The sequence below is a fragment of the Rhizobium sp. TH135 genome (assembly GCF_002855515.1).
Lineage (GTDB): Bacteria > Pseudomonadota > Alphaproteobacteria > Rhizobiales > Rhizobiaceae > Allorhizobium.
In genome coordinates this window covers 174,284-196,491 of sequence record NZ_PKRP01000007.1, presented here as the reverse complement: position 1 = coordinate 196,491, position 22,208 = coordinate 174,284, and the positions used below count along the sequence as shown (strand labels likewise).

The 22,208-nt window shown below is 62.3% G+C and carries 17 protein-coding genes; 4 read left to right on the top strand and 13 right to left on the bottom strand.

The annotated features are described in order from the left end of the window. Positions 1-5: 5 nt before the first annotated feature. Together C0V73_RS20635 and C0V73_RS20630 are read left to right on the top strand one after the other, a co-directional pair. Positions 6-2,693 carry a sensor histidine kinase KdpD gene (locus C0V73_RS20635; protein WP_102021901.1) on the top strand — a complete coding sequence of 896 codons (2,688 nt, stop codon included), beginning with the start codon at positions 6-8 and terminating at the stop codon, positions 2,691-2,693. Next, on the top strand, positions 2,690-3,379 hold the full coding sequence (locus C0V73_RS20630) for a response regulator (RefSeq protein ID WP_102021900.1): 690 nt from the start codon (positions 2,690-2,692) through the stop codon (positions 3,377-3,379). The genes C0V73_RS20635 and C0V73_RS20630 overlap by 4 nt, the downstream gene beginning before the upstream one ends. 182 nt (positions 3,380-3,561) lie before the next feature. Here C0V73_RS20630 and C0V73_RS20625 read toward each other — a convergent pair whose 3' ends face one another. The 7 genes from C0V73_RS20625 to C0V73_RS20595 form a co-directional block, all read right to left on the bottom strand. After that, complete coding sequence (locus C0V73_RS20625; RefSeq protein ID WP_102021899.1) at positions 3,562-5,196, bottom strand: dihydroxyacetone kinase subunit DhaK; 1,635 nt, start codon at positions 5,194-5,196, stop codon at positions 3,562-3,564. Positions 5,197-5,207: 11 nt separating this feature from the next. Beyond that, positions 5,208-6,203, bottom strand: a complete 996-nt coding sequence (locus C0V73_RS20620) for an ABC transporter ATP-binding protein (protein ID WP_102021898.1) — start codon at positions 6,201-6,203, stop codon at positions 5,208-5,210. Further along, positions 6,196-7,293 (bottom strand): ABC transporter ATP-binding protein, encoded by a 1,098-nt coding sequence (locus tag C0V73_RS20615; RefSeq protein ID WP_102021897.1) that lies wholly within the window; start codon positions 7,291-7,293, stop codon positions 6,196-6,198. The genes C0V73_RS20620 and C0V73_RS20615 overlap by 8 nt, the downstream gene beginning before the upstream one ends. A 3-nt stretch (positions 7,294-7,296) precedes the next feature. Continuing rightward, on the bottom strand, positions 7,297-7,485 hold the full coding sequence (locus tag C0V73_RS20610; protein ID WP_102021896.1) for a hypothetical protein: 189 nt from the start codon (positions 7,483-7,485) through the stop codon (positions 7,297-7,299). Next, a complete protein-coding gene (locus C0V73_RS20605; protein ID WP_102021895.1) occupies positions 7,482-8,426 on the bottom strand; it encodes a carbohydrate ABC transporter permease in 945 nt (314 codons plus the stop codon). Before C0V73_RS20605 ends, C0V73_RS20610 begins: the two co-directional genes overlap by 4 nt. Next, positions 8,423-9,370 carry a sugar ABC transporter permease gene (locus C0V73_RS20600; RefSeq protein ID WP_102021894.1) on the bottom strand — a complete coding sequence of 316 codons (948 nt, stop codon included), beginning with the start codon at positions 9,368-9,370 and terminating at the stop codon, positions 8,423-8,425. The genes C0V73_RS20605 and C0V73_RS20600 overlap by 4 nt, the downstream gene beginning before the upstream one ends. A 213-nt stretch (positions 9,371-9,583) precedes the next feature. Further along, positions 9,584-10,870 (bottom strand): extracellular solute-binding protein, encoded by a 1,287-nt coding sequence (locus tag C0V73_RS20595; protein WP_245408058.1) that lies wholly within the window; start codon positions 10,868-10,870, stop codon positions 9,584-9,586. 317 nt (positions 10,871-11,187) lie between these two features. Here C0V73_RS20595 and C0V73_RS20590 point away from each other — a divergent pair, with 317 nt between their 5' ends. Further along, a complete protein-coding gene (locus tag C0V73_RS20590) occupies positions 11,188-12,210 on the top strand; it encodes a LacI family DNA-binding transcriptional regulator (protein WP_102021892.1) in 1,023 nt (340 codons plus the stop codon). Between the two features lie 267 nt (positions 12,211-12,477). Here the strand turns inward: C0V73_RS20590 and C0V73_RS20585 are convergent, their stop codons facing one another. The 3 genes from C0V73_RS20585 to C0V73_RS20575 all read right to left on the bottom strand — a co-directional run bounded on the left by C0V73_RS20585 (position 12,478) and on the right by C0V73_RS20575 (position 17,845). Then, positions 12,478-15,663, bottom strand: coding sequence for a multidrug efflux RND transporter permease subunit (locus tag C0V73_RS20585; protein WP_102021891.1), 3,186 nt, complete (start codon positions 15,661-15,663; stop codon positions 12,478-12,480). A 147-nt stretch (positions 15,664-15,810) separates the two neighbouring features. Beyond that, entirely contained in the window at positions 15,811-16,989 is a 1,179-nt protein-coding gene (locus tag C0V73_RS20580) for an efflux RND transporter periplasmic adaptor subunit (RefSeq protein ID WP_102021890.1), read from the bottom strand. A gap of 61 nt (positions 16,990-17,050) precedes the next feature. Beyond that, a complete protein-coding gene (locus C0V73_RS20575; protein WP_102021889.1) occupies positions 17,051-17,845 on the bottom strand; it encodes an alpha/beta hydrolase in 795 nt (264 codons plus the stop codon). 145 nt (positions 17,846-17,990) lie between these two features. Between C0V73_RS20575 and C0V73_RS20570 the strand changes: the two genes are divergently transcribed. After that, positions 17,991-18,935, top strand: coding sequence for a LysR family transcriptional regulator (locus C0V73_RS20570; RefSeq protein ID WP_102021888.1), 945 nt, complete (start codon positions 17,991-17,993; stop codon positions 18,933-18,935). A gap of 166 nt (positions 18,936-19,101) precedes the next feature. Here C0V73_RS20570 and ggt read toward each other — a convergent pair whose 3' ends face one another. The 3 genes from ggt to C0V73_RS20555 are packed head-to-tail and all read right to left on the bottom strand — an operon-like array spanning position 19,102 to position 22,137. Next, the gene (gene ggt, locus C0V73_RS20565) at positions 19,102-20,697 is read right to left on the bottom strand and encodes a gamma-glutamyltransferase (RefSeq protein ID WP_102021887.1); all 1,596 of its coding nucleotides are present in this window, start codon (positions 20,695-20,697) and stop codon (positions 19,102-19,104) included. A gap of 37 nt (positions 20,698-20,734) precedes the next feature. After that, positions 20,735-21,427, bottom strand: coding sequence for an ABC transporter permease (locus tag C0V73_RS20560; RefSeq protein WP_102021886.1), 693 nt, complete (start codon positions 21,425-21,427; stop codon positions 20,735-20,737). Beyond that, positions 21,424-22,137 (bottom strand): ABC transporter permease subunit, encoded by a 714-nt coding sequence (locus tag C0V73_RS20555; RefSeq protein ID WP_102021885.1) that lies wholly within the window; start codon positions 22,135-22,137, stop codon positions 21,424-21,426. The genes C0V73_RS20560 and C0V73_RS20555 overlap by 4 nt, the downstream gene beginning before the upstream one ends. Between the last annotated feature and the right edge of the window lie 71 nt (positions 22,138-22,208).

Below are 22,208 nucleotides of genomic sequence, written 5' to 3'. Positions count from 1 at the left end.
ACTTGATGGCGGACGACGACCGCAGGGACGACCGGCGTCCCGATCCCGATGCATTGCTTGCCCTGGCGGATAAGGACCGCCGGGGCAAGCTGACCGTTTTTCTGGGGGCCGCCCCCGGCGTTGGCAAGACCTATGCGATGCTGTCGCGCGCCAGACGCCTAAAGGCCGACGGCGTGGATCTGGTCGTCGGGCTGGTCGAGACCCATGGGCGGAGCGAGACCGCAGCGCTGCTCGAGGGTCTTGAGATCCTGCCGCGACGCCGGGTGGCACATCGCGGCAGGATGCTCGAAGAGTTCGACCTCGATTCAGCGCTCGAACGGCGCCCCCGCATCGTCATCGTCGACGAACTCGCCCATTCCAACCCCGAGGACAGCCGCCATCCGAAGCGGCATCAGGACATCGAGGAGCTGATTTCTGCGGGGATCGATGTCTGGACGGCGCTCAACATCCAGCACCTTGAAAGCCTCGCCGATCTCGTTGCCCAGATCACCGGCGTCACGGTCCGCGAGCGCGTGCCAGATGTTGTGCTCAAACGCGCCGACGACGTTCTGCTCGTCGATCTCGCTCCATCCGAACTCATCGAGCGGCTGAAGGATGGCAAGGTTTATCTGCCCGAGAGCGCCAACCGCGCTGTTGATCGCTTCTTCCGTCTCGGCAATCTGACGGCGCTCCGCGAACTGGCGCTTCGCCGCACGGCGGACCGCGTCGACGACCAGATGGTCGACTACTTGAAGCAGAACGCCATCGACGGTCCCTGGGCCACCGGCGAACGCCTCCTCGTCTGTGTCGGCTCGGATGCCCTGTCGGAAAAGGTGGTGCGGGTGGCGAGCCGGCTGGCCTCTGGTCTCAACGCGCCCTGGCTGGTCGTCTCCATTGAGCGGGCCGATCGGGAAGTCGAGACGCCGGAGCGGCTGCAACGGATCGAGACGTTGTTTCGCCTTGCCGAACAACTAGGTGCCGAAACCCGTCGCATCATCGGCAATGATTTCGTCGAAGAGATCCTCAAGCTCGCCCGCCGGGAACACGCCACCCAGATCGTCATCGGCACGCGCAAGCGCAGCCGCTTGCAGAAGCTGGTCAGCCGTTCGCTGCCGGATGCTCTGGCGGGCAGGGCATCGGGCCTTGGCGTTTATATCGTGACACCTGATGGCACCGCCGCCGAGCGCACACGCCCATCGCTACGCCTGCCAGGAGCCACGGCGCTTAGACAGTCGGCCATCTCGGCTCTCGGCTTTGTCGCCCTAACGACGGTCCTGGGCAAGGGCATCGACGTCTTCGTCGAGCTGCCGAACATCTCGCTGCTCTTTCTGCTCGCGGTCCTCGGAGCCTCGGTGGTCGGCGGTTACGCTTCGGCATTCCTGGCCGCACTTCTCTCGGCGCTCTCCTACAATTTCTTCTTCATCAATCCCCGCCACACCTTCACCATTGCGGCGCCGCACGAGGTCTTCGCGCTCTTCGTCTTTCTGGCCGTGGCCATCGTTGCCGGCGGTCTGGCCTCGCGCATTCGCGAACAGGCAGAGGTCGCTCGGATCCGCGCGACGGCGTTGCAATCGCTCTATGATTTCTCCCGAAAGCTCGCGAGCACGGGAAAAGGCGACCACGCGATCTGGCTCGCCGTTTCGCAACTCCAGGCGAGCCTGAAGCGCAAGGTCGTGCTGCTTGTGCCCCGCAAGGGCGATCTCGGTGTGGCCGCAGCATGGCCGCCGGATACGGAACTCGACGTGACGGACATGACTGCCGCCCGCTGGACCCATTACAAGCGCGAGCCGGCCGGCCATGGCACGGGCACGCTGCCGAACAGCCGTTTCGAGTTCCGCCCGCTGCTGGGTCCCCATGGCATTGTCGGTGTCTGCGGCATCGAGCACACGGGCGAGCGGCTCGACCTCAATGCCGAGCGTGCGCTGACCGCCATCCTCGATCAGACGGCCATCGCGCTCGATCGGGCACGCCTCGCCGACGAAACCGTGGAACAGGCCGCGAGGCTGGAGGGCGAGCGTTATCGGGAAGCGCTGCTCTCCTCCATTTCCCATGACCTGCGCACGCCACTGGCAACGATCACCGGTGCCGTCACCGGCCTCCGCCAGCTCGGCGAGCGGATGACGCCCGAGAACCGCGACGATCTCCTGCAATCGATCGAAGAGGAGAGCGGTCGCATGAGCCGCTTCGTCGCCAATCTGCTCGACATGACCCGCATCGAGGCGGGCACGCTGAAGCCGAAACAGGATTGGGTGGATGTCGCCGACGTCGTGCAGTCCGCCGTCGAGCGCACCCGCAAATACGCACCGGGGCGGATCGTCGAAACCGGTATTGCCGCCGACCTGCCGCTGGTCCGGGGCGACAGCGTGCTGATCGGCCAGGTGCTGTTCAACCTTCTCGACAATGCGGTGAAATATGGCGGCGACGAGCCGATCAATGTCTATGCCCGTCGCAATGGCAAGGATGTGCTGATCTCCGTCACCGATCTCGGCAAGGGCATTCCGGCTGAAGATCTGGACCGCATCTTCGAAAAATTCTATCGCAGGGGAAAGCCGGATGGGCGGGCACCCGGAACCGGGCTTGGCCTTTCCATCGCCCGCGGCTTCGTCGAGGCCATGGGCGGCAAGATCCATGCGGAAAGTCCGGCACTGAAGAAGCGGGGAACGCGAATCGTCATGCGGTTTCCCGGAAGTGAAGAGAGGGACCAGATCAAGTGAACCAGTCCCGTATCCTGGTCGTCGATGACGAACCGCAGATCCAGCGCTTCCTCAAACCTTCGCTGACGGCTGCGGGCTATGAGGTCGTCGAAGCCGGAACGGGTGCCGAGGCGCTGAAGGCCGTCGCCACCCAGGCGCCCGACCTCGTCATCCTCGATCTCGGCCTCCCGGACATGGACGGCAAGGAGGTGATCGCCAGCCTGCGCGGTTGGTCGGACATTCCGATCGTGATCCTCTCGGCCCGCGACCGTGAGACCGAGAAGATCGCAGCTCTGGATCTCGGCGCGGACGACTATGTCGAAAAACCCTTTGGTATCGGAGAACTCACCGCGCGCATCCGCACCGCGCTGCGCCATCGTGGACGCCGCGACGCGATCCCGACCGTGATGGAAGTCGACGGGCTCACCATCGATCCGGTGAAGCGCCTCGTCTCGCGAGGCGGCGAGATCGTGCACCTCACACCCAAGGAATACGACCTGCTCCTGCTGCTTGCCCGCCATACTGGTCGGGTCGTGACCCACCGGACATTGCTGACATCCGTCTGGGGGCCCGCCCACGGCGAAGACCTGCATTACCTCCGCGTCTTCATCGGCCAGTTGCGCCAGAAGATCGAGCAGGATCCCACCCAGCCCCGGATCGTGCGTACGGAGCCGGGCGTGGGCTATCGCATGGCGGAGCAGGAATAGCATCGATGGCGAGCGCCATCGTGGCGAGACGCGCCCTCGTCGTTTGGCTCTCAGGGCACATGCAATCCCTTTGAACATTCGCCGGAGAGGCGATTAACAGGGCGCACACCGGCGGCGGGGTGTCGGATGGCTGCCTCTGCCCCACCGGCCGCTGCCTCATGCCGTCAATCTCCGGTCTTGCCCTATGACCTGCTGTGTCGAAGGGCAAGAAACTCGAAAAGACGGGCGACGGCCTCTGCGCCGGGATCGATGTGACCCTCGAGCTGCCGGGCGTTTATGTAAGCCGCCCGGCCGGCCCGTGCGTTGACATAGGTTGCGGTCAGGTTGGCGCCGGCGCGGGCTGCACTGGCTGCTGCTGCAAAACCCTTGTCATAGGCGTCCAGTGCGGGCGAGAGCGCATCGATCATCGTGCGGTCGCCGAGCTCTGCGCCGCCGATTTCCTGCATGCGGGCAAGACCGGCTTTGAGCGCGTCGCGCATGCCAAGCCCACTCGAGGCCCCATCACCTGCTGCGGCAAAGAAGATCGCGAGCAAGACGCCGGAAGAACCGCCCATCGTCTGGCTGAGCTCCTGGCCCATGGCGCGCAGCAACTGTGTGTGATCGGCAAGCGGCAGCCGATCGAGGGCCTCGATCAGGGCGCGGGCGGCGCTTGAAAGGGTCGAGCCGGTGTCGCCGTCGCCGGATTTGGCATCGAGGGCGTTGAGGTCCTTTTCGGCATCCATCAGAAGCTTGCAGCATTCGGTGAGGAACTGGCGGGTCGGCAGATGCTGCGAGGCAAGCGGCGCGATTGGAGTCAGTCCGTCGGGCAGGGCGATGATGTTGACCGGTCGGATGGCCGTCACGCCCGGCCATGCCGCAAGCCCGACGGGCTTGGCCAGCAAGTCGAGATCGGCCTTTTCCGCTGGCATAACGGAGATCGAAAAGCCATGCATGTCGAGCGAGGTCATCATCGATGCCGGCCCGACGATATGCGAGATGCGCGCGCCGATCGGCGACTGGACGAGTTCGTTGACGACAACGGCCATTTCAAGGACGGACGTGCCTCCGAGATTGTTCAGAAGCACCACATGCGGCTTGTCTTCCATGCCAGCGGCAAGCCTTTCCGCCATGGCGGCCACCGCGCCCCGGACGCCGTCATAATCGATCTGCTCGACACCGGCCTCGCCATGGATGCCGAGACCGAGTTCGGCGCGTCCTTGGGGAATGCGGGCTTCCTTCGGGGAGCCCGGCACGGTGCAGGTGTCGAGTGAGATGCCGATCGAGCGGGTATTGGCGATCACCCGCCGCGCGGTGTCGATGACGGCATCGAGGCATGCGCCGTTTTCCGCCATGGCACCGGCGATCTTGTGCACGAAGAGCGTGCCTGCGACGCCACGCGATTGCGGCAGATCGGGAAGGGCGATGTCATCGTCCACGATCACCATGCCGACATTGAGCCCGAACGCCCGGGCGCGCTCGGCTGCGAGGCCGAAGTTCAGTCGGTCGCCCGTGTAGTTCTTGACGATCAGCAGGCAGCCCAGAGGACCGGTGACTGCAAGGATTGCTGCTAGGATCGCATCGACGCTCGGCGAGGCGAAGACATCACCACAGACGGCCGCTGTCAGCATGCCGCGCCCGACGAAGCCGGCATGGGCCGGCTCATGGCCGGATCCGCCGCCCGAGACGATCGCCACCTTCGACTTGTCCCAGTCGGATCGCACCACGACGCGGATATGCGGATAGCCATCGAGACGACTCAAGGCTCCGGCCGAAGCCATGAGCACACCGTCGATCGCCTCGGTGACGGCATTTTCGCGGCTGTTGAGGAATTGAGACATGAGACCCTCCCTTAGACGAGACGCATTCCGGCCGCATCGAAATAGATCGGCTGGTGCGGCTGGATTTTGATGATATCGCCGCCCTTAAGGGCGGTATGGGCATCGGTGACGGTGATGATCGGGTGTTCCCCAAGCGTGAGATGAAGTCGCGTCTGATCGCCGAGATGCTCGACCCGGATCACCTTCGCTTCCTGGCCTTCTCCCTCACGAATATGCTCGGGCCGCAGCCCGATCGTTTGGGCTCTCGGCGGTGCTCCGGGGAAGAGGTTCGCCGGGAGCACATTGATGCGCGGCTGGCCGAGACGGGTCGCGGCGTAGATGCTGACCGGGGCTTCGTAGATCTCGCGCGGCGATCCGAACTGCACCAGGCGTCCCTCCTTGAGCACGCCGACATGGGTTGCCATGGTCATTGCCTCGATCTGGTCATGCGTCACGTAAAGGAAGGTGGCGCCGGACCGGGCCTGGATGTTCTTCAGTTCGACCCGAAGATCGGCGCGGAGTTTGGCGTCGAGCGAGCTCAGTGGCTCATCCATCAGATAGATCTGCGGGTTGCGGACCAGCGCCCGGCCGATCGACACGCGCTGCATCTCGCCGCCCGAGAGGGCGGTTGCCCTGTTGTCGAGCTTGTGGGCGATCTGCAGCATCTCGGCGATCGCCTTCACCTTCTGGTCGATCTCCGCCTGCGGTGTGCGCAGCAGCGGCGACTTCAGCGGAAATTCGAGATTCTGCCGCACCGTCATGTGGGGATAGAGGGAATATTGCTGAAAAACCATCGTGACATTGCGTTGCGCGGGCGTCAGCCCCGTCATGGACTCTCCGCCAATGCTGATATCGCCGCTGTCCTGCGTATCGAGGCCGGACACCAGGCGCAGCAGCGTGGTCTTGCCGGCTCCGGTCGGGCCAAGGAGCACGACGAAGGAGCCGTCCGGTATGGTCATCGTCACGTCGTCGAGCGCGTGGGTGGCGCCAAACGACTTGCTGATGCTGGAAAGGACGACTTCAGCCACGGCTCAGCACTCCTTCATTCGCTTCGGACACCAGTGCCCTCCCGCTTTTCGCATCAAACAGGGTGAGGGAGCGGCGATCGAATTCAAGCCCGACGGAAGCATCCGTTCGGACGGCATCGCTCGACGCCGTTCGCGCCTTGATCTCTCCATGTGCGGTCTCGATCGTGACGATCTGTGTGGTGCCGAGATATTCGACGGCGGCCACCCGTCCGCGAAGGGCGGCCGCATCCGACAGGCGGACATGTTCCGGCCTGACGCCGAGCGTGAGCGCGCCCTTACGGCCTTCGCGGGATGTGGGAACCTCGATGCGAGATCCACCGATCATCACCGTGTTGCCCCCTTCGTCGATCGCCCCTTCGAAGTCGAGGAAGGACATCGGCGGCGAGCCGATGAACTTCGCCACGAACTTGGTTGCCGGCCAGTCATAGATCTGCTGAGGCTTGCCGAATTGCTCGATGACGCCATGGTTCATGACGACGATCTTGTCGCCCATCTGCATGGCTTCCAGTTGGTCGTGGGTGACGTAGACGGTTGTCGCGCCCATGCGGTCATGCAGGGCACGCAGCTCCTCTGCCATATGCTCGCGGAACTCGGCGTCGAGCGCGCCAAGGGGCTCGTCCATGAAGAAGGCCTTCGGCTCGCGTACGATCGCACGGCCGAGTGCAACGCGCTGACGGTCGCCACCCGAGAGACCACCGACCGGTTTGTCGAGGATGGATTCGATCTGCAGGATGCGGACGACTTCGGCCACGCGGCGATCGACTTCGGAGCGCGATATGCCCTGGCTGACCAGGGGATAGGAGATGTTCTTGCGCACGTTCATGTGCGGATAAAGCGCAAACATCTGAAAGACGAAGGCGATGTCGCGCTCGCTCGCGCGCTTCATGCCGACCTCTTCGCCGCCGATATAGATCTCGCCACTGGTCGGCAGTTCAAGGCCGGCCATCATCCGCAGCGTCGTCGTCTTGCCGCAACCGGACGGGCCGAGCAGCATGAAGAATTGGCCATCCTCGACGGTGAAGCTGGACGACTTTACCGCATTGAAGGCTCCGAAGTCCTTGCGCAGGTTTTCAACGCGAATCTGGGCCATGACTTACTCCGGAAAATGACTGACGACGATGAACATAACGGTTCCGATCAGCGTCACCGGAAAGGAGAAGGTAAAGAGCGTCAGCGAAAGCGGCTGCATGAGCATGACCACGCCGAGCGCAATCAAGGCCGAGGCGAGCATTTCCCATTCGGACCGGCGGAACCGGCTGAGGCGGACAAGGAAGTTCATCATTTGCGCACGGCTCCAAAGGTGATGCCGCGGAGCAGATGCTTGCGCAACAGCACGGTGAAGACGACCACCGGCAGCAGGAACAGCGTGGCAGCCGCCGCAACCGCCGGCCAATCGATACCGCCACCGACAGACAGGATGGTCGGGATGAAGGGGGGCGCCGTCTGGGCATTGCCGCTCGTCAAGAGAACAGCGAAGGCATATTCATTCCAGGCGAAGATCAGGCAGAAGATCGCTGTCGAGGCGATGCCGGTCGCCGCCTGCGGCAGCACGACCTTGTAGAAGGCCTGGAAGCGGGTATAGCCGTCGATCAGCGCCGCTTCCTCGTATTCGCGCGGGATTTCATCGATGAAGCCCTTGAGCAGCCAGACCGACAGCGACAGGTTGACCGCCGTGTAAAGCAGGATCATGCCGAGATGCGTATCCGAAAGCCCGAGCTGGCGGAACATCAGGTAGATCGGGATTGCGACAGCGATCGGCGGCATCATGCGGGTCGACAGGATGAAGAACAGGAGGTCGTCCTTGAGCGGCACCTTGAAGCGGCTGAAGGCATAGGCGGCCAGCGTTCCCAAGAAAATCGACAAAAATGTCGAGCCGAAGCCGATAATGACCGAGTTCAGGAACCGCTGGCCAAAGCGCGACGGACCCGAGATGATCATGCCTCTTTCGCGGGTGATCTTGTCATACCATGTGGTGGGTGCCGGCAGCTTGGCCAGGTCCTCCGCCGAGGGGCGCGACTGTGTCGTGAAGAGGTTCACATAACCTTCCAGCGTCGGCTGGAAGACGACCTTCGGCGGATAGCTGATCGAATCCGGGCCGGACTTGAAGCTCGTCGAGATGATCCAGAGCAGCGGGATCAGCGTGATCACCGCGTAAAGTCCGACCAGGAAGCCGGCAAGCCACTTGGAGGCGGTCGACGATTCGGTGACGGAATGAGCACTCATCGTTCTTTCACCTTGTTCAGGGCCTTCACGTAGATGGAGGCAAGGCCGAATACCGTGACGAACAGGACAATCGCATAGGCGCTGGAATAGCCGGTCCGCCATTTCTCGAAGGCCTCGCGCTTCAGGTCGATCGAGGCGAGCAGCGTCTCGTCCCCCGGTCCCCCGCCGGTGAGAAGGACCACGAGGTCGAACATCCGGAAGTTCTCGATGCCGCGAAACAGGACCGCGAGCATCAGGAAAGGCAGTGCCATCGGCAGGGTGATCGTCCAGAATTGCCGCCACTTCGATGCGCGGTCGACTTCGGCTGCTTCATAGATGTGGTCGGGTATGGAGCGCAGACCGGCCAGGCAGATCAGCATGACGAAGGGCGTCCACATCCAGGTGTCGACGATGACGATCGCCCAGCGCGCCCAGCCACCGGGGCCAAGCATCGAGAAGCTGTCGGCAGGAATGCCGGTCAGGAATTCGACGACGTAGTTCACGAGGCCGATCTGTGGCTGGTAGAGGAAGGTCCAGAAGTTGCCGACCACGGCGGGCGAAAGCATCATCGGGATGACGATCAGTGTCGTTACGAGGTCGTTGCCCTTGAACTTGCGGTTGATCAGCCATGCCAGGGTGAAGCCGATCAGCACCTGGAAGAAGATCGTCCAGATGAGGAAATGGGCGGTCGTCTGCATGTTCGCCCAGGTGTCGGCGTCCGTCAGGATGCGCTCGTAGTTGCGCAACCCGACCCATTTCACTTCCGCATTCGGTTTGTTCGCGGCGAAGTTCGTGAAGGACAGGCGGATGGTCCAGATCAGCGGGAATATGTTGACCGCCAGAAGCAGGAAGATCGTGGGTGCCACGAAGATCCAGGCAATGGCCCTGTCGCTCAAACCCCGGATGCGTTTTGCGACCGGTTTTGGCGTAGCGCGGGCGAGGCGGTCTGCGGGGGTATCGGTCATCGTCCGGATCCGTGTGGCGTTTCCAAAGGGCGGCCGCGCACTGTGCCTTGTCCCTTGAGGCAACGAGGCAAAGTTCGGGGTGTGCCGGCCTGTGGTTTAAAGGGTTGGTGCCGGCGGCAACGCTGGCTTTGGGAGGTCTCCCCCGGATCGCCGGGGGAGAGATTGAGGGACGGCCTTCCGGACAACTGGTCCGGGAGCCAAGCTCTTTTTCTGTCAGAGCTTGCCTTCGTCCTCGAAGGTTTCCGTCCAATCGGCGATCAGCCCGTCCAGCGCTTCTTTGGCTGTGCCGTTGCCAGCCACGACATAGTCGTGGAACCGCTTCTGCGATGCCTGGAGGAGCGAGGCATAGGACGGCTCTGCCCAGAAGTCCTTCACGATTGCCATGCTGTCGAGGAAGGTCTGTGCATAGGGCTGGCTCTTGGCGAAGTTCGGATCTTCGACCACGGCGCTAAGGCAGGAGAAGCCGCCCATGGACCACCACTTGTCCTGTACATCCTTCTGGGCGAACCATTTGATGTAGGCGAGTGCGCCGTCCATGTTGTCGGTGTTGGCGACGACCGAAATGCCCTGGCCGCCGAGCTGGGCGAACTTCTCGCCGCCGGGGCCTGCGGGATTGACGAGATAGCCGGTCTTGCCGCCGCCGACATTCGGATCCGCCTCGAACCCCGGCCAAGTGAAGGCGAAGTTCATCTGCATGGCGACCTGACCCGACTTGTAGGCGTCGATGCCTTCGCCCATGTAGGTGTTGGACGTGCCCGGCGCGACGCAGCAGTCGTAGAGCGACTTGTAGAATTCGAGTCCCTTTACGGCGCCTTCAGAATTCACGAAGCCTTCCATTTCATAGGGCTTTTCCGGATTGTCGTACTTGAAGCCATAGCTGTAGAGCACGTCCATCACGCCCATCGTGATGCCTTCCGAGCCGCGCTCAGTATAGATCGAGGCGCCGTAGACGGTCTTGCCGTCGATCTCGCGGCCCTGGAAGAATTCGGCAACCTGCTTCAGTTCGTCGAAAGTTGCTGGCGGCGTCAGGTCGCGACCGTACTTTTCCTTGAAGGCCGTCTGGATTTCCGGGCGTTCGAACCAGTCCTTGCGATAGGTCCAGCCGACAACGTCACCGAAGGCCGGCAGCGACCAGTAGTTCGGGGTGTTCTTCGGCCATTCGGAATAGCCCGTGACCGTTGCCGGTACGAAGGCATCCATCTTGATGCCTTCCTTGTCGAAGAACTCGTTGAGCTTCACATACCAGCCGTTCTCGGCGGCGCCGCCGATCCACTGGCTGTCGCCAATCATTAGGTCGCAGAGCTTGCCGCCCGAGTTGAGTTCATTGAGCATGCGGTCGGCGAAGTTCGGCCATGGCACGAACTCGAATTTCATCTTGATGCCGGACGACGCCTCAAAGCCCTTGCTGAGTTCGACGAGGGCGTTTGCCGGGTCCCATGCGGCCCAGCAGAGCGTCAGTTCCTTTTCGTCGGCATGCGCCACCACTGTGCCGAAACTCATCGAACAGGCGACCGTTCCGGCAGCAAGCAGGCCTTTCATGTAAAGCGATTTCATCATGTCATCCTCCCAGCGCCGTCCGGTCTCCTACGGATGGCGAAACGCCCTTGCGGGCCACATGCTGGCTCCGGACCTGATCTCTGGCCGGACTCCTCCAGCGGAACGGGCTGCAGTGAATGCATCTCCCCCCGAACCGAGATGGAGGCTAATTGATGTGCGCACCTCAAGGCAAGCAATTTTTGAGGTGCGCACATCAATTCTTGCGTTTGGAGCCGTTTTGAAGGAAAGCTCTGGACGGCGGAAATCAACAGGAAGGCTTCATGCGTCCAACAGCGAAAGATCTGGCCGAGGCTGCAGGCGTCAGTCTTGCGACCGTCGACCGTGTCTTGAACGACCGGCCGAATGTGAGCCCGAAGGCCGCACGGCTGGTCAACGACGCAATCGAGCGGATCGGCTTTATTCGAAATCCGGCTGCTGTCAGCCTTGCCCGTAACAAGGTCTACCGCTTCCTCTTCCTGCTCCCGGCGAGCGGCGATCTCTACCTCAAGGAACTGCTCCGTCATGTTGAAGAGCTGACGGGTGCGCTCAAGGGCGACCTTACCGAGATCGCGTATCGCCAGATCGGTGTCGACGATGCGCATGGTGTGGCAAAGCTTCTCTCCGGCCTCGACAAGGAGACGGTGGACGGCGTGGCGGTCATGGCGCCTGAATCGCCTCAGGTACGCGATGCCATGGCGCGGCTTCTGGAGCGCAACATCAAGGTGGTGCAATTCCTGTCCGGTCAGGAAAAGCTGCCCGAGGCCGATTTCGTCGGCATCGACAACTTTGCGGCTGGTGCGACCGCGGGCAAGCTGATGGGCATGCTGGCGGGTCCTGAGCCTGGAAAGGTCATGGTGATCGCGGAGACCATGCAGTCGCTGGATAGTATCCAGCGCCGGCTTGGCTTCGACCACGTGATCAACAGTGCCTTTCCGCATCTGACCTGCCTGCCGTCCATCGAAACCCACGCCGACGAGGCACGGAGTAGGCAGGTCATGGCCCGCGTGCTAGCCGGCAATCGGGACGTCTCTGGTATCTATGTGTTGAGCTCAGAGGCTCGCGTGCCGATCCTGGCTGCCGCCGGAAACGTCGAGCTCGGGGGCATCGCCGTGGTCGTGCACGAGCGAACGCCCTTTACCGAACAGGCGCTTCGAGACGACCGCATCGATGCCGTGATCGCCCAAGATCCGGGCCATGCGGTGCGCAGCGCAATTCGCATCATGCGCGCCCGCGCAGATGCCCGCGAGCCGCTCGCCGCACAGGAAAAGATCCGCATTGAGATTCTGCTCAAGGAAAACCTTTGAGCCATGTGTGGGCTTGGGGAGGTGGCGCCGTCGGCAACATGGCTTTCAATTCAGCCGAGGGGGCAGGAGGCAACCTCCGCGGCGAGGATGGGCCGGGACCGGCTGAGATTTCAGGTTCAGGTCTGTTCGTTTTTGGTTGGTAGCTAACGAAGCGAACTCCACACCGTGGCAGCCCTTCCTGTGCAACGCCTATAATGGGGCAATCGCTTGTGGGACGTCCGGCCACCGCATCTCACGAGCAGATGGCCGGACGTGTGTTCAGGCAGCTTAGTTAGCCGCAGAAATATGCGTCTGCTCCATATCTTCGATGGCGTGCTGACGCAGCGGCCTGTTACCGGCAAGCAAGCGTGCCAGCAGATAGAAGACCGGCGTCATGAAGATCCCGAACAGCGTGACGCCGATCATGCCTGAGAAGACGGCGACACCCATGGCGGAGCGCATCTCCGCACCCGCGCCTGTCGACACGACGAGCGGGATTACGCCCATGATGAAGGCCATCGAGGTCATCAGGATCGGTCGGAGTCGCAGGCGGCTGGCTTCTATTGCTGCCTGGAGCGGCGTCCGGCCCTCGAACTCGAGCTCTCGCGCAAATTCGACGATCAGGATCGCATTCTTGGCAGACAGACCGACCAGCACCACCAGGCCGATCTGCGTGAAGATGTTGTTGTCCCCGCCCGTGTTCCAGACACCCACCAGAGCCGCGAGCACGCCCATCGGCACGATCATGATGATCGATAGCGGCAGGGTCAGGCTCTCGTATTGCGCCGCCAACACCAAATAGACGAGCAGGAGTGCAAGCGGGAATACGATGATGCTCGAATTGCCGGCCAGGATCTGCTGGTAGGTCAGATCCGTCCATTCGAAATCGATACCGGCGGGCATGGTTTCCTCCAGGATTTTTTCCATCGCCACCTGTGCCTGGCCTGAAGAAAAGCCAGGGGCGGGGCCACCATTGATATCGGCGGCCAGGAAGCCGTTGTAACGTGTGGTGCGTTCGGGGCCCGTTGACGTTTCGACCTTCAGGAGGGCGGAGAGCGGGATCATCTCGCCGCTTGCCGAGCGCACCTTCAGTTGGCCGATGTCTTCCGGCTTGGCGCGATACTGAGCATCGGCCTGGACGCGCACGCTGTAGGTGCGGCCAAAGGCGTTGAAGTCGTTGACATAGAGCGAGCCCAGATAGATCTGCAGCGTCTGGAAGACGTCCGTCACGGAGACGCCGAGCTGCTGTGCCTTGACCCGGTCGAGATCGGCAAACAGCTGCGGAACGTTGACCTGGAAGCTTGAGAAGATGCCCGCAAGCTCTGGTGTCTGATAGGCCTTGGCGAGGACTGCCTTTGTCGTTTCGTCGAGCGTCTCATAGCCAAAGCCGGCCCGGTCCTCGATCTGCAGTTTGAAGCCGCCGGTCGAGCCGAGGCCGTTGACGGGTGGCGGCGGGAACATGGCGATGAAGGCGCCATCGATGGCTGCGAACTTTTGATTGAGGGCCATGGCGATCGCGCCACCTGACAGGGACGGATCTTTACGCTCCTCGAAGTCGTCGAGAACGGCAAAGACGATCCCGGCATTGGAGCCGATGGTGAAGCCGTTGATCGACAGGCCCGGGAAGGCGAGCGCATTCTTCACACCCGGCTCCTGCAACGCGATATCGCTCATTCGGCGGATGACCTCCTCCGTACGGTCGAGCGTTGCGCCATCCGGCAATTGGGCAAAACCGATGAGATACTGCTTGTCCTGTGCTGGCACGAAACCGCCGGGTACCGTGGTGAACATGCCGTATGTTGCGGCGACCAGCGCGAGATAGATCACCATCACCAGGCTCTTGCGGCCAAGCAGGCCGCCGACAGTCCGGCCATAGCCGTTGGATGCTGCTCCAAAGGCGCGGTTGAAGCCCCGGAAGAACCAACCGAGAAGACTATCCATGATGCGGGTGAGGCGGTCCTTAGGCGCGTGATGGTCCTTGAGCAGCAGCGCCGCCAGCGCCGGCGACAGGGTCAGCGAATTGATCGCCGAGATGACCGTCGATATCGCAATCGTCAGGGCGAACTGACGATAGAACTGGCCCGAAAGCCCGGTGATGAAGGCGAGCGGCACAAAGACCGCGACGAGTACCAGCGCAATCGCGATGATTGGTCCTGAGACTTCTCTCATGGCGCGGTACGTGGCCTCGCGGGGGGAGAGCCCGTTTTCGATGTTGCGTTCGACATTCTCCACGACGACGATCGCGTCATCGACCACGATACCGATCGCCAGCACCAGGCCGAACAGGGTCAGGGCGTTGATCGAGAAGCCGAAGGCATACATGACCGCGAAGGTGCCGATGATCGAGACGGGGACAGCGATCAAGGGGATGATCGAGGCACGCCAGGTCTGCAGGAACAGGATGACCACCAGCACCACGAGCGCGATCGCCTCGAGCAGTGTATCGACGACCTTGTCGATCGACGCACGCACGAATTCCGTCGTGTCGTAGACAATCTCGAAGCGCACACCGTCCGGCATCGCCTGCTGCAGATCGGCCATCGTCTGCTGCACGGCATCGGATATGGCAATGGCGTTGGAGCCAGGCGCCTGGAAGATCGGAATGGCGACGGCGGGCTCACCGTCGAGAAGCGAACGAAGCGAGTATTCCGCGGCCCCCAGCTCGATGCGTGCGAGATCGGCAAGTCGGGTGATCTCACCGTTCGGACCGGACTTCACGACGATCGCACCGAATTCCTCCGGGGTCTGAAGACGGCCGCGCGCATTGATGTTCAATTGCAGATCGACACCTTCAAGCGACGGCGAGGCGCCGATGGTACCGGCGGCGGCCTGGACGTTCTGCTGGGCGATGGCGCTGGTGATGTCGCTTGCGGCCAGACCATGCTCCGCCACCTTTTGCGGATCGAGCCAGATGCGCATGGAATAGTCGCCGGCACCGAAGACCTGGACCTGGCCGACGCCTTCAATGCGGGCCAGCCTGTCCTTGACGTTCAGCGTCGCGTAATTGCGCAGATAGGTCAGGTCGTAGCGATCACCGGTCGAGACGAGATGCACCACCATCATCAGATCGGGTGAGCTCTTGATCGTCGTTACACCGAGCGCCCGGACTTCGGCCGGCAGTCGCGGCTCGGCCTGGGCGACGCGGTTCTGCACCAGCTGCTGAGCCTTGTCCGGATCGGTGCCGAGACGGAAGGTGACGGTGAGGGTGAGCACGCCGTCGGAGGTTGCCTGGCTCGACATGTAGAGCATGTTCTCGACGCCGTTGATCTGCTCTTCCAGTGGCGTTGCCACCGTTTGCGAAATCACGGTCGGATTGGCGCCCGGATAGACAGCACGCACAACCACGGACGGCGGCACGACCTCTGGATATTCCGAAATCGGAAGGGCCCTGAGGCCAATCAGGCCAGCGACAAGAATGAGGATCGAAAGCACGGCGGCAAAGACCGGCCGGTCGACAAAAAAAGCGGGAGAAATTCATCTGGGGCCCCATAAGGCAGACAAGGGAAGAGCGATCCCGCAATGAGGATTGCGGGAGGCGACTTAGGTTTCATTTGTGGAGCCGAGGTGCTGGCGCAGCGGTATGCCGAAGGCATGGAATGCGCCGCTGCGGCACCCGGCGGATCAGTTCTTCAACGCGGTCTGTTCCTGCGGTGCGACCACCGCTCCTGGACGAATGCGCTGCAGACCGCTGACGACAATGCGGTCTCCGGCTTCCAAGCCGGTTTCGACGATGCGTTCACCATCAACCGCGGCCCCCAATTCGATCTGCCGATAGCTGACCGTGTTGTCGGCTGCGACGACGAAGACGAATTTCTTGTCCTGGTCAGTGCCCACGGCACGTTCGCTGATCGTCAGGCGCTCCTGCGCTTCTGCCTGGCCCAGCCGGATGCGGGCGAACTGGCCGGGGATGAGGCGACCGCCGGGATTGTCGAAAATGGCGCGAACGCGGATCGTTCCCGTCGATACATCGATCTCGTTGTTGATCAGCTGCAGGCGCCCCGGGATGGGTGCTGCATCGGCGCTTGCGTCCACTTCCACCGGGATCTGCTCCAGGAGCAGGCCTGCATCATTGGCCGGCAGCGTCGAGAGCACCTCGCGCAGATGGTCTTCATCGATGGTGAAGCTTGCATAGATCGGGTCGACCGAGACGAGGGTGACGAGTGACGGAGACGAGGGGCCGGCAGCGACGAGGTTGCCGACCGTGACGTCGAGGGTGCCGATGCGGCCTGCAATTGGAGCCCGGATTTCGGTATAGGCAAGATCGAGTTCGGCGAGCTTCAAGGCCGCTTTTGCAGACTGGAGTTCAGCCTCGGTCGAGGCTCTTGTACTCTTTCGCTGTGCGACTTCGCTCTCGGAAATCGTGTTGCGGGCAAGCAGAGCCGTGCCGCGATCGAGTTCGGTCGTCGCGAGGGTCAGTCTCGCTTCGGCCGATGCGACGGCACCGCGAGCGCGGTCAACGACGGCGCGATAGGGCTCGGGATCAATCGTGAACAGGAGATCGCCCTGATTGACAAGCCCGCCTTCGCGGAAGTGCACCGCCTGGATGGCGCCGGCGACGCGGGACCGGAGTTCGACCCTATCTACCGCCTCGAAGCGTCCGGAGACTTCGCGCCAGACATGCACCGGATGGGGTTGGACCGTGGTCACGGTCACCGGTACGGCCGGCGGTGCCGCCGCAACCTCGGTCGAGGCCGCTTGTGCGTCCCGGGAGGGTTCAAAATACAATACGGCGCCGGTTACGGCCAAAGCAGTTGCCATCGCAGAACCCCACAGGGCTGCGCTCCTGATCCTTGCGGTCATGATCGTCTCCTTCGGTTCGCCTTGAACCGCTATATGTTGGGAGCGGGCTTGAGACCCGCCGTCAGACTGGCAGTTCTTTGAGGAACTGCGAAAATTCGGTCGAGAAGTGCGAATGCCATTCGCCATCCTTGCCGTCATAAATGCCGGTCCAGCCGAGATTGTCGGGCAGGGACCGGGTTTTTACGGGCACGCCTGCTGTTCGCAGCCGTTCCGCATAGTCGAGGCTTTCGTCGCGCAACGGATCGTCATCCGATGTCACGACAAGTGCCGGCGCCACGCCCGCCAGCCGTGAGCACAGACACGGTGCGGCGTAGGGATGCTGGCCGTAGCAGGCGAGGGCCAGGTAGTGACCCCACCCGTCCGCCCAACGTTCCCGCAGACCGATATCGTCCGCCCGGCGAAACGACACCGTCACCATGCGGGGATCCAGCATGGGAGACAGGAGAACCTGCCCCGCGAGCTCGCCCGGCATTGCGTCACGCGCCTTGAGCGCCAGGCTCGCAGCCACGTTTCCACCCGCTTCGTCCCCGGCGACCAGCACCGGAGAGCGGAGGTTCGCGAAACGCTTCCGCTTGGCGAACAGATATTTCAAGGCTTCGAACCCGCGCTCCAGGGTTCCGGGAAACCTGTTTTGCGATGGTCCGCGGCAATCGGCCTCGACCACCAGTGCTCCAGCTGCCGCCATGGCCAGGGCGGCGGGAGCATCGGTCGATCGCGCCGGAGCCGATCCGAAGGCGTGACCAGACAGGTAGAGGACCAGCGGTCGGGGCTTGCCGTTGCCGCATCCCTCGTAGATGCGGAACGGCAGGGGAAACCGCGTCTCTGCGTCCTCGGCCTTTTGCCAAATCCTGGTCATGGATCTGCTCGATGCCTCTGGAAATGGCTTTCGTTCATAACCTATTTATAGTATTGTCCTGCCATTACGCACAAGGCATCCATTTCTGAGAGCTCTGTTCCGAGCCGCGGAATAATAAGCCTCTTTTATAAGGCGTACCGAATTCATGGATCAGCTATCGGCCATGCGCGTCTTCACCAGAGTGGTCGAGACGGGCAATTTTTCCAAGGCGGCGACTTCCCTCAAGATGCCAAAGACCACGGTTACGACCGCAGTCCAGGCGCTGGAAGCGCATCTCGCGACCAAGCTTCTCAATCGGACGACCCGTCGGGTGGTGGTCACGACCGATGGTGCTTTGTACTATGAACGGGCCGCGCGGATACTGTCCGAATTGGACGAACTCGACGGCAGCCTCTCCAGCTCCCAGGCGCAGCCATCCGGCAAGGTGCGCGTTGCGTTATCCGGGGCCTTTGCGGACCGCATCATCATGCCGGCGTTGTGTGACTTCCACACGCGCTACCCGAAAATTCAGCTGGAGTTCGACATCGGCGACCGGATCGTCGACTACGTTGCCGAGAACATCGACTGTGCGCTGAGGGCCGGGACGCCCACCGATCAATCGCTCGTCGCCCGCAAGGTGGCGGATCTCGAACTGCGGACCTATGCCGCGCCACTCTATCTCGAACGCATGGGCGTTCCCCGGCATCCACGCGATCTCGACAACGGACATTTCGGCGTCGGCTATATGAAGGCCTATGAGGGCCGCGTTTTTCCGATGGAGTTCCGGCGGGGAGAAGAGAAGGTCGAGGTCAGGCTCGACTACGTGATTTCGGTCAACGAGTTTAGAAGCTACATGGCCGCCGCCGTTGCCGGTATCGGTGTCGCACAGGCGATTGCCTTTACCGTTCGGGACTATGTGGATCGCGGGGAACTCGTTGAGATCCTGCCCGATTGGCCGCGGGATCCGATCCCGCTCTACATCGTCTATCCGCAGACACGACACTTAAGCAACAAGGTCCGCGTCTTCGTGGACTGGTTGGCCAAGAAGCTGCAAGAGGCCCAACATTCCGAGACAAAGGCGCATTTGTTTGATGCAGGAGTGGATGCCTGAAAGGTCAGGTGTTTTACTGACCGACTTTGTCATCTGCCTGCAAGAAGGCCGCCGTTTGGCGACGGGCTAACGCTGGAGCTTTTGACCAAGGCCTATATCCTAGGCCTTGGTCTATCGTGCGACTGGTCATAGGGCCCTAAACCTCTGCCCCTAGAGGCTCAAGGCCTCAATATCCCAGAGCAATCCCATCCTTGCGGGACTCGGAGGCGCCCGTCAGGGTGCCGTTCTCCCAGTCGATGCGCACGACTTGCGCGCCGCCGATCGGGTCTTCGGCAGGGACGATTTGGAAGCCCCGGCGGGTCAGTTCGGCCACGGTCTCAGCAGAGACAGTATGTTCGGCTTCGACGCGCGGGACCTTGCCGCCGACGGGGATCAGGCGCGGCAGGTCGATCGCATCCTGCATGTCCATGTCGTAGTCGACCACTTTCGAGATCAGATGGGCGTGGCCCATGGCCTGGTAATAGCCGCCCATCACGCCGAAGGACATTTCCGTTCGGCCATTGCGTGTCACCATGCCCGGGATGATCGTATGCAGCGGGCGCTTTTCCGGTGCGATCATGTTGGGGTGTCCACGCTTCAGCGAGAAACTCTGGCCGCGATTGTGCAGGATGATGCCCGAGTTCGGCGCGACGAGGCCGGTGCCGAAGCTGTCGAATATCGAGTTGATGAAGCTGACCGCATTGCGCTCCTCGTCGACGATCGAAATGTAGACGGTGTCGCGATGCAGCGGCATCTCGAAATCAGGCAGTTCGGTCAGTGCCCGGGTCAGGTCGATCTTTTCGGCCAGTCGCCGCGCGAAGTCTGCCGAAAGCAGTTCATCGATCGGCACATCGGCCTTGGCAGGATCGGCAATCCATGCGTCGCGGGCAGCATAGGCGAGACGAGTGGCCTCGATTTCCAGATGCAGCCGATCGGCGGAGTGCGGTTCCAGCTTATTGTCGAAGCCGGAGAGGATGTTGAGGATCAGCAGCGCGATGATGCCCTGGCCGTTTGGCGGGCATTCGTGGACGGTGTAGCCACGGAAGTCGGTGGTCACCGGGGTCACGTATTTGCCCTTGGCTGCCGCAAAATCCTCCAGTGTGTGGAGGCCGCCATGGGCGTTGAGATGCGCCACCATGTCTTCGGCGACAGATCCCTTGTAGAAGCCGTCGCGGCCTTCGGTGGCAATCTTGCGGAGCGTTGCGGCAAGCTTCGGCTGGCGATGCGTTTCGCCGATGCGCGGTGCCCTGCCGCCGGGCAGGAAGATCTCGGCGGCCGCCTTGTCTGCGGCGAGAAGCTCCTCTTCCTTCTTCCAGTCGCGGTGGACGCGCGGCGAGATAGCATAGCCTTCCTCGGCGTAGCGAATGGCGGGTGCAAGGACCTCGGCGAGGGGCAGACGACCGTGGTCGGCATGCAGGCGGGTCCAGGCGTCGATGGCGCCGGGAATGGTAACAGCCGATGGAGACTGACGCGGGACTTCGGTCAGGCCGCGCTCTTCGAACCAGTCGATCGTCAGCGCCTTCGGCGTGCGGCCGGAGCCATTGTAGGCGATAACCTCCGCGCCGCCCTTCGGAGCGTACAAGGCGAAACAATCGCCACCGATGCCGGTGGAGCCCGGTTCGACCACGCATTGCACGGCGCAGGCGGCAATCGCTGCATCCATGGCATTGCCACCGGCCTGCAGGATGTTGATGGCGGTCAGTGTGGCATAGGGGTGGGAAGTCGCGGCCATGGCCTTGGCCGAGACGGCCACCGATCGTGTCGGCTTCTCGAAATTGCGCATCCTTGTCAGTCTCCTCGTATTCTCTTGTGCCACGGCTTCAGCCGCGGGATCTGTATGGTGTCATGCGGATCTCCAGGAAGGCTAGTGCCCGGACGATCAGGAAGTTGATGAAAAGATAGATGGCGCCTGCCGCGATGAAGACTTCGATTGCGCGGTAGCTCTGGGAAATGAGCCCTTGGGCGATGCCTGTTACCTCCATCAGGGTGATGATCGAGGCCAGCGAGGTCCCCTTCACCATCAGGATGATTTCGTTTCCATAGGCCGGGATTGCCTGGCGCAGCGCGATTGGCAGGATGACGAGGCGAAGTGTCAGGACGCGGGACATGCCAAGTGCCTGGGCTGCTTCGCCGAGTCCACGAGGAACGTTCTTGATCGCGCCGCGCAGGATCTCGCTGCCATAGGCGGCGGTATTCAGCGTAAGCGCAAGGATGGCGCACCAATAGGGTTCGCGAAACAGCCCCCAGAGGCCGATGGCCTGAAGTGAAGGGCGGAACTGGCCGAGCCCGTAATAGATCAGGAAGATCTGGACCAGCAGCGGCGTGCCGCGGAAGACGGCCACAAAGGTTCTGATGGGCCAGACGACGAACCGGTGTTCGCCTTGCTGGGCGAGGGCCAGCAGAAGCGCCAGAACAAAGCCGAGCAGGATAGAGCTGCCGGCCAATTGCAGTGTCAAAGGCACGCCGGAGAGAAGCTTCGGAATGATTTCGAGGAAGAAGCCGATGTCGATCATCGATGCATGATCCCCCGGGAGGTGCGTGTCTCGGCGACGCGGAAGACCTGGCCGGTGATGCCGGCGATGACGAAGTACAGGCCTGCGGCGGCGAGATAGAACAGGAAGGGTTCCCGCGTGGAGCCGGCACCGATCTGTGCCTGTCGCATCAGTTCGACGAGGCCGATGACGGAGATCAGGGCGGAATCCTTGAGCACCAGCTGCCAGACATTGCTGAGACCCGGGATTGCATGGCGCATCAGCTGGGGAATGATGATGAGGCGCAGCATCTGCAGGCGCGACAGGGCCAAGGCTTTTGCAGCGTCGAACTGTCCGCGTTCGACCGCGAGATAGGCGCCGCGGTAGACCTCGGCCTGATAGGCGCCGGAGATGATGCCGATCGCGATGACGCCTGTCGCAAGGGAGGGCAGGCCGACGAAGCCATCCGAGCCGAAGCTTTTGGCGATCGCGGTGAGAGCAACGCTGCCGCCGTAGTAGAAGAGGTAAATGGTCAGGAGATCGGGCACGCCGCGAAAGACGGTGCCGTAGGCCGAGGCCAGCGACCTCGGGAGACGTTTGGATGACAGGGCGCCGCTCGCGCCCAGGGTACCAAAGACGGCGCCAAGCAGAAAGCCCAGTATCGAGAGCAGCAGCGTCATGGCCGCCGCACCCAGAAGTGCCGCGCCCCAGCCGCCTTCGGCGAAACCAAGCAGATACAGTTTTTCAAGCATGCGGGCGAACCCCTTTATGGTCTTCCTGCAGCCGGAATTGCGCGAATTCCGGCTGCAGTCGGTTCGCCTTG

What these genes read in the sequence shown, in the direction of transcription:
- C0V73_RS20635 (WP_102021901.1), top strand. Translation starts at nt 6, where the DNA reads ATGGCGGACGACGACCGCAGGGACGACCGGCGTCCCGATCCCGATGCA.
- C0V73_RS20625 (WP_102021899.1), bottom strand. Translation starts at nt 5,196, where the DNA reads ATGTCTCAATTCCTCAACAGCCGCGAAAATGCCGTCACCGAGGCGATC.
- C0V73_RS20615 (WP_102021897.1), bottom strand. Translation starts at nt 7,293, where the DNA reads ATGGCCCAGATTCGCGTTGAAAACCTGCGCAAGGACTTCGGAGCCTTC.
- C0V73_RS20610 (WP_102021896.1), bottom strand. Translation starts at nt 7,485, where the DNA reads ATGATGAACTTCCTTGTCCGCCTCAGCCGGTTCCGCCGGTCCGAATGG.
- C0V73_RS20605 (WP_102021895.1), bottom strand. Translation starts at nt 8,426, where the DNA reads ATGAGTGCTCATTCCGTCACCGAATCGTCGACCGCCTCCAAGTGGCTT.
- C0V73_RS20600 (WP_102021894.1), bottom strand. Translation starts at nt 9,370, where the DNA reads ATGACCGATACCCCCGCAGACCGCCTCGCCCGCGCTACGCCAAAACCG.
- C0V73_RS20595 (WP_245408058.1), bottom strand. Translation starts at nt 10,870, where the DNA reads ATGAGTTTCGGCACAGTGGTGGCGCATGCCGACGAAAAGGAACTGACG.
- C0V73_RS20590 (WP_102021892.1), top strand. Translation starts at nt 11,188, where the DNA reads ATGCGTCCAACAGCGAAAGATCTGGCCGAGGCTGCAGGCGTCAGTCTT.
- C0V73_RS20580 (WP_102021890.1), bottom strand. Translation starts at nt 16,989, where the DNA reads ATGACCGCAAGGATCAGGAGCGCAGCCCTGTGGGGTTCTGCGATGGCA.
- C0V73_RS20575 (WP_102021889.1), bottom strand. Translation starts at nt 17,845, where the DNA reads ATGACCAGGATTTGGCAAAAGGCCGAGGACGCAGAGACGCGGTTTCCC.
- C0V73_RS20570 (WP_102021888.1), top strand. Translation starts at nt 17,991, where the DNA reads ATGGATCAGCTATCGGCCATGCGCGTCTTCACCAGAGTGGTCGAGACG.
- ggt (WP_102021887.1), bottom strand. Translation starts at nt 20,697, where the DNA reads ATGCGCAATTTCGAGAAGCCGACACGATCGGTGGCCGTCTCGGCCAAG.
- C0V73_RS20560 (WP_102021886.1), bottom strand. Translation starts at nt 21,427, where the DNA reads ATGATCGACATCGGCTTCTTCCTCGAAATCATTCCGAAGCTTCTCTCC.
- C0V73_RS20555 (WP_102021885.1), bottom strand. Translation starts at nt 22,137, where the DNA reads ATGCTTGAAAAACTGTATCTGCTTGGTTTCGCCGAAGGCGGCTGGGGC.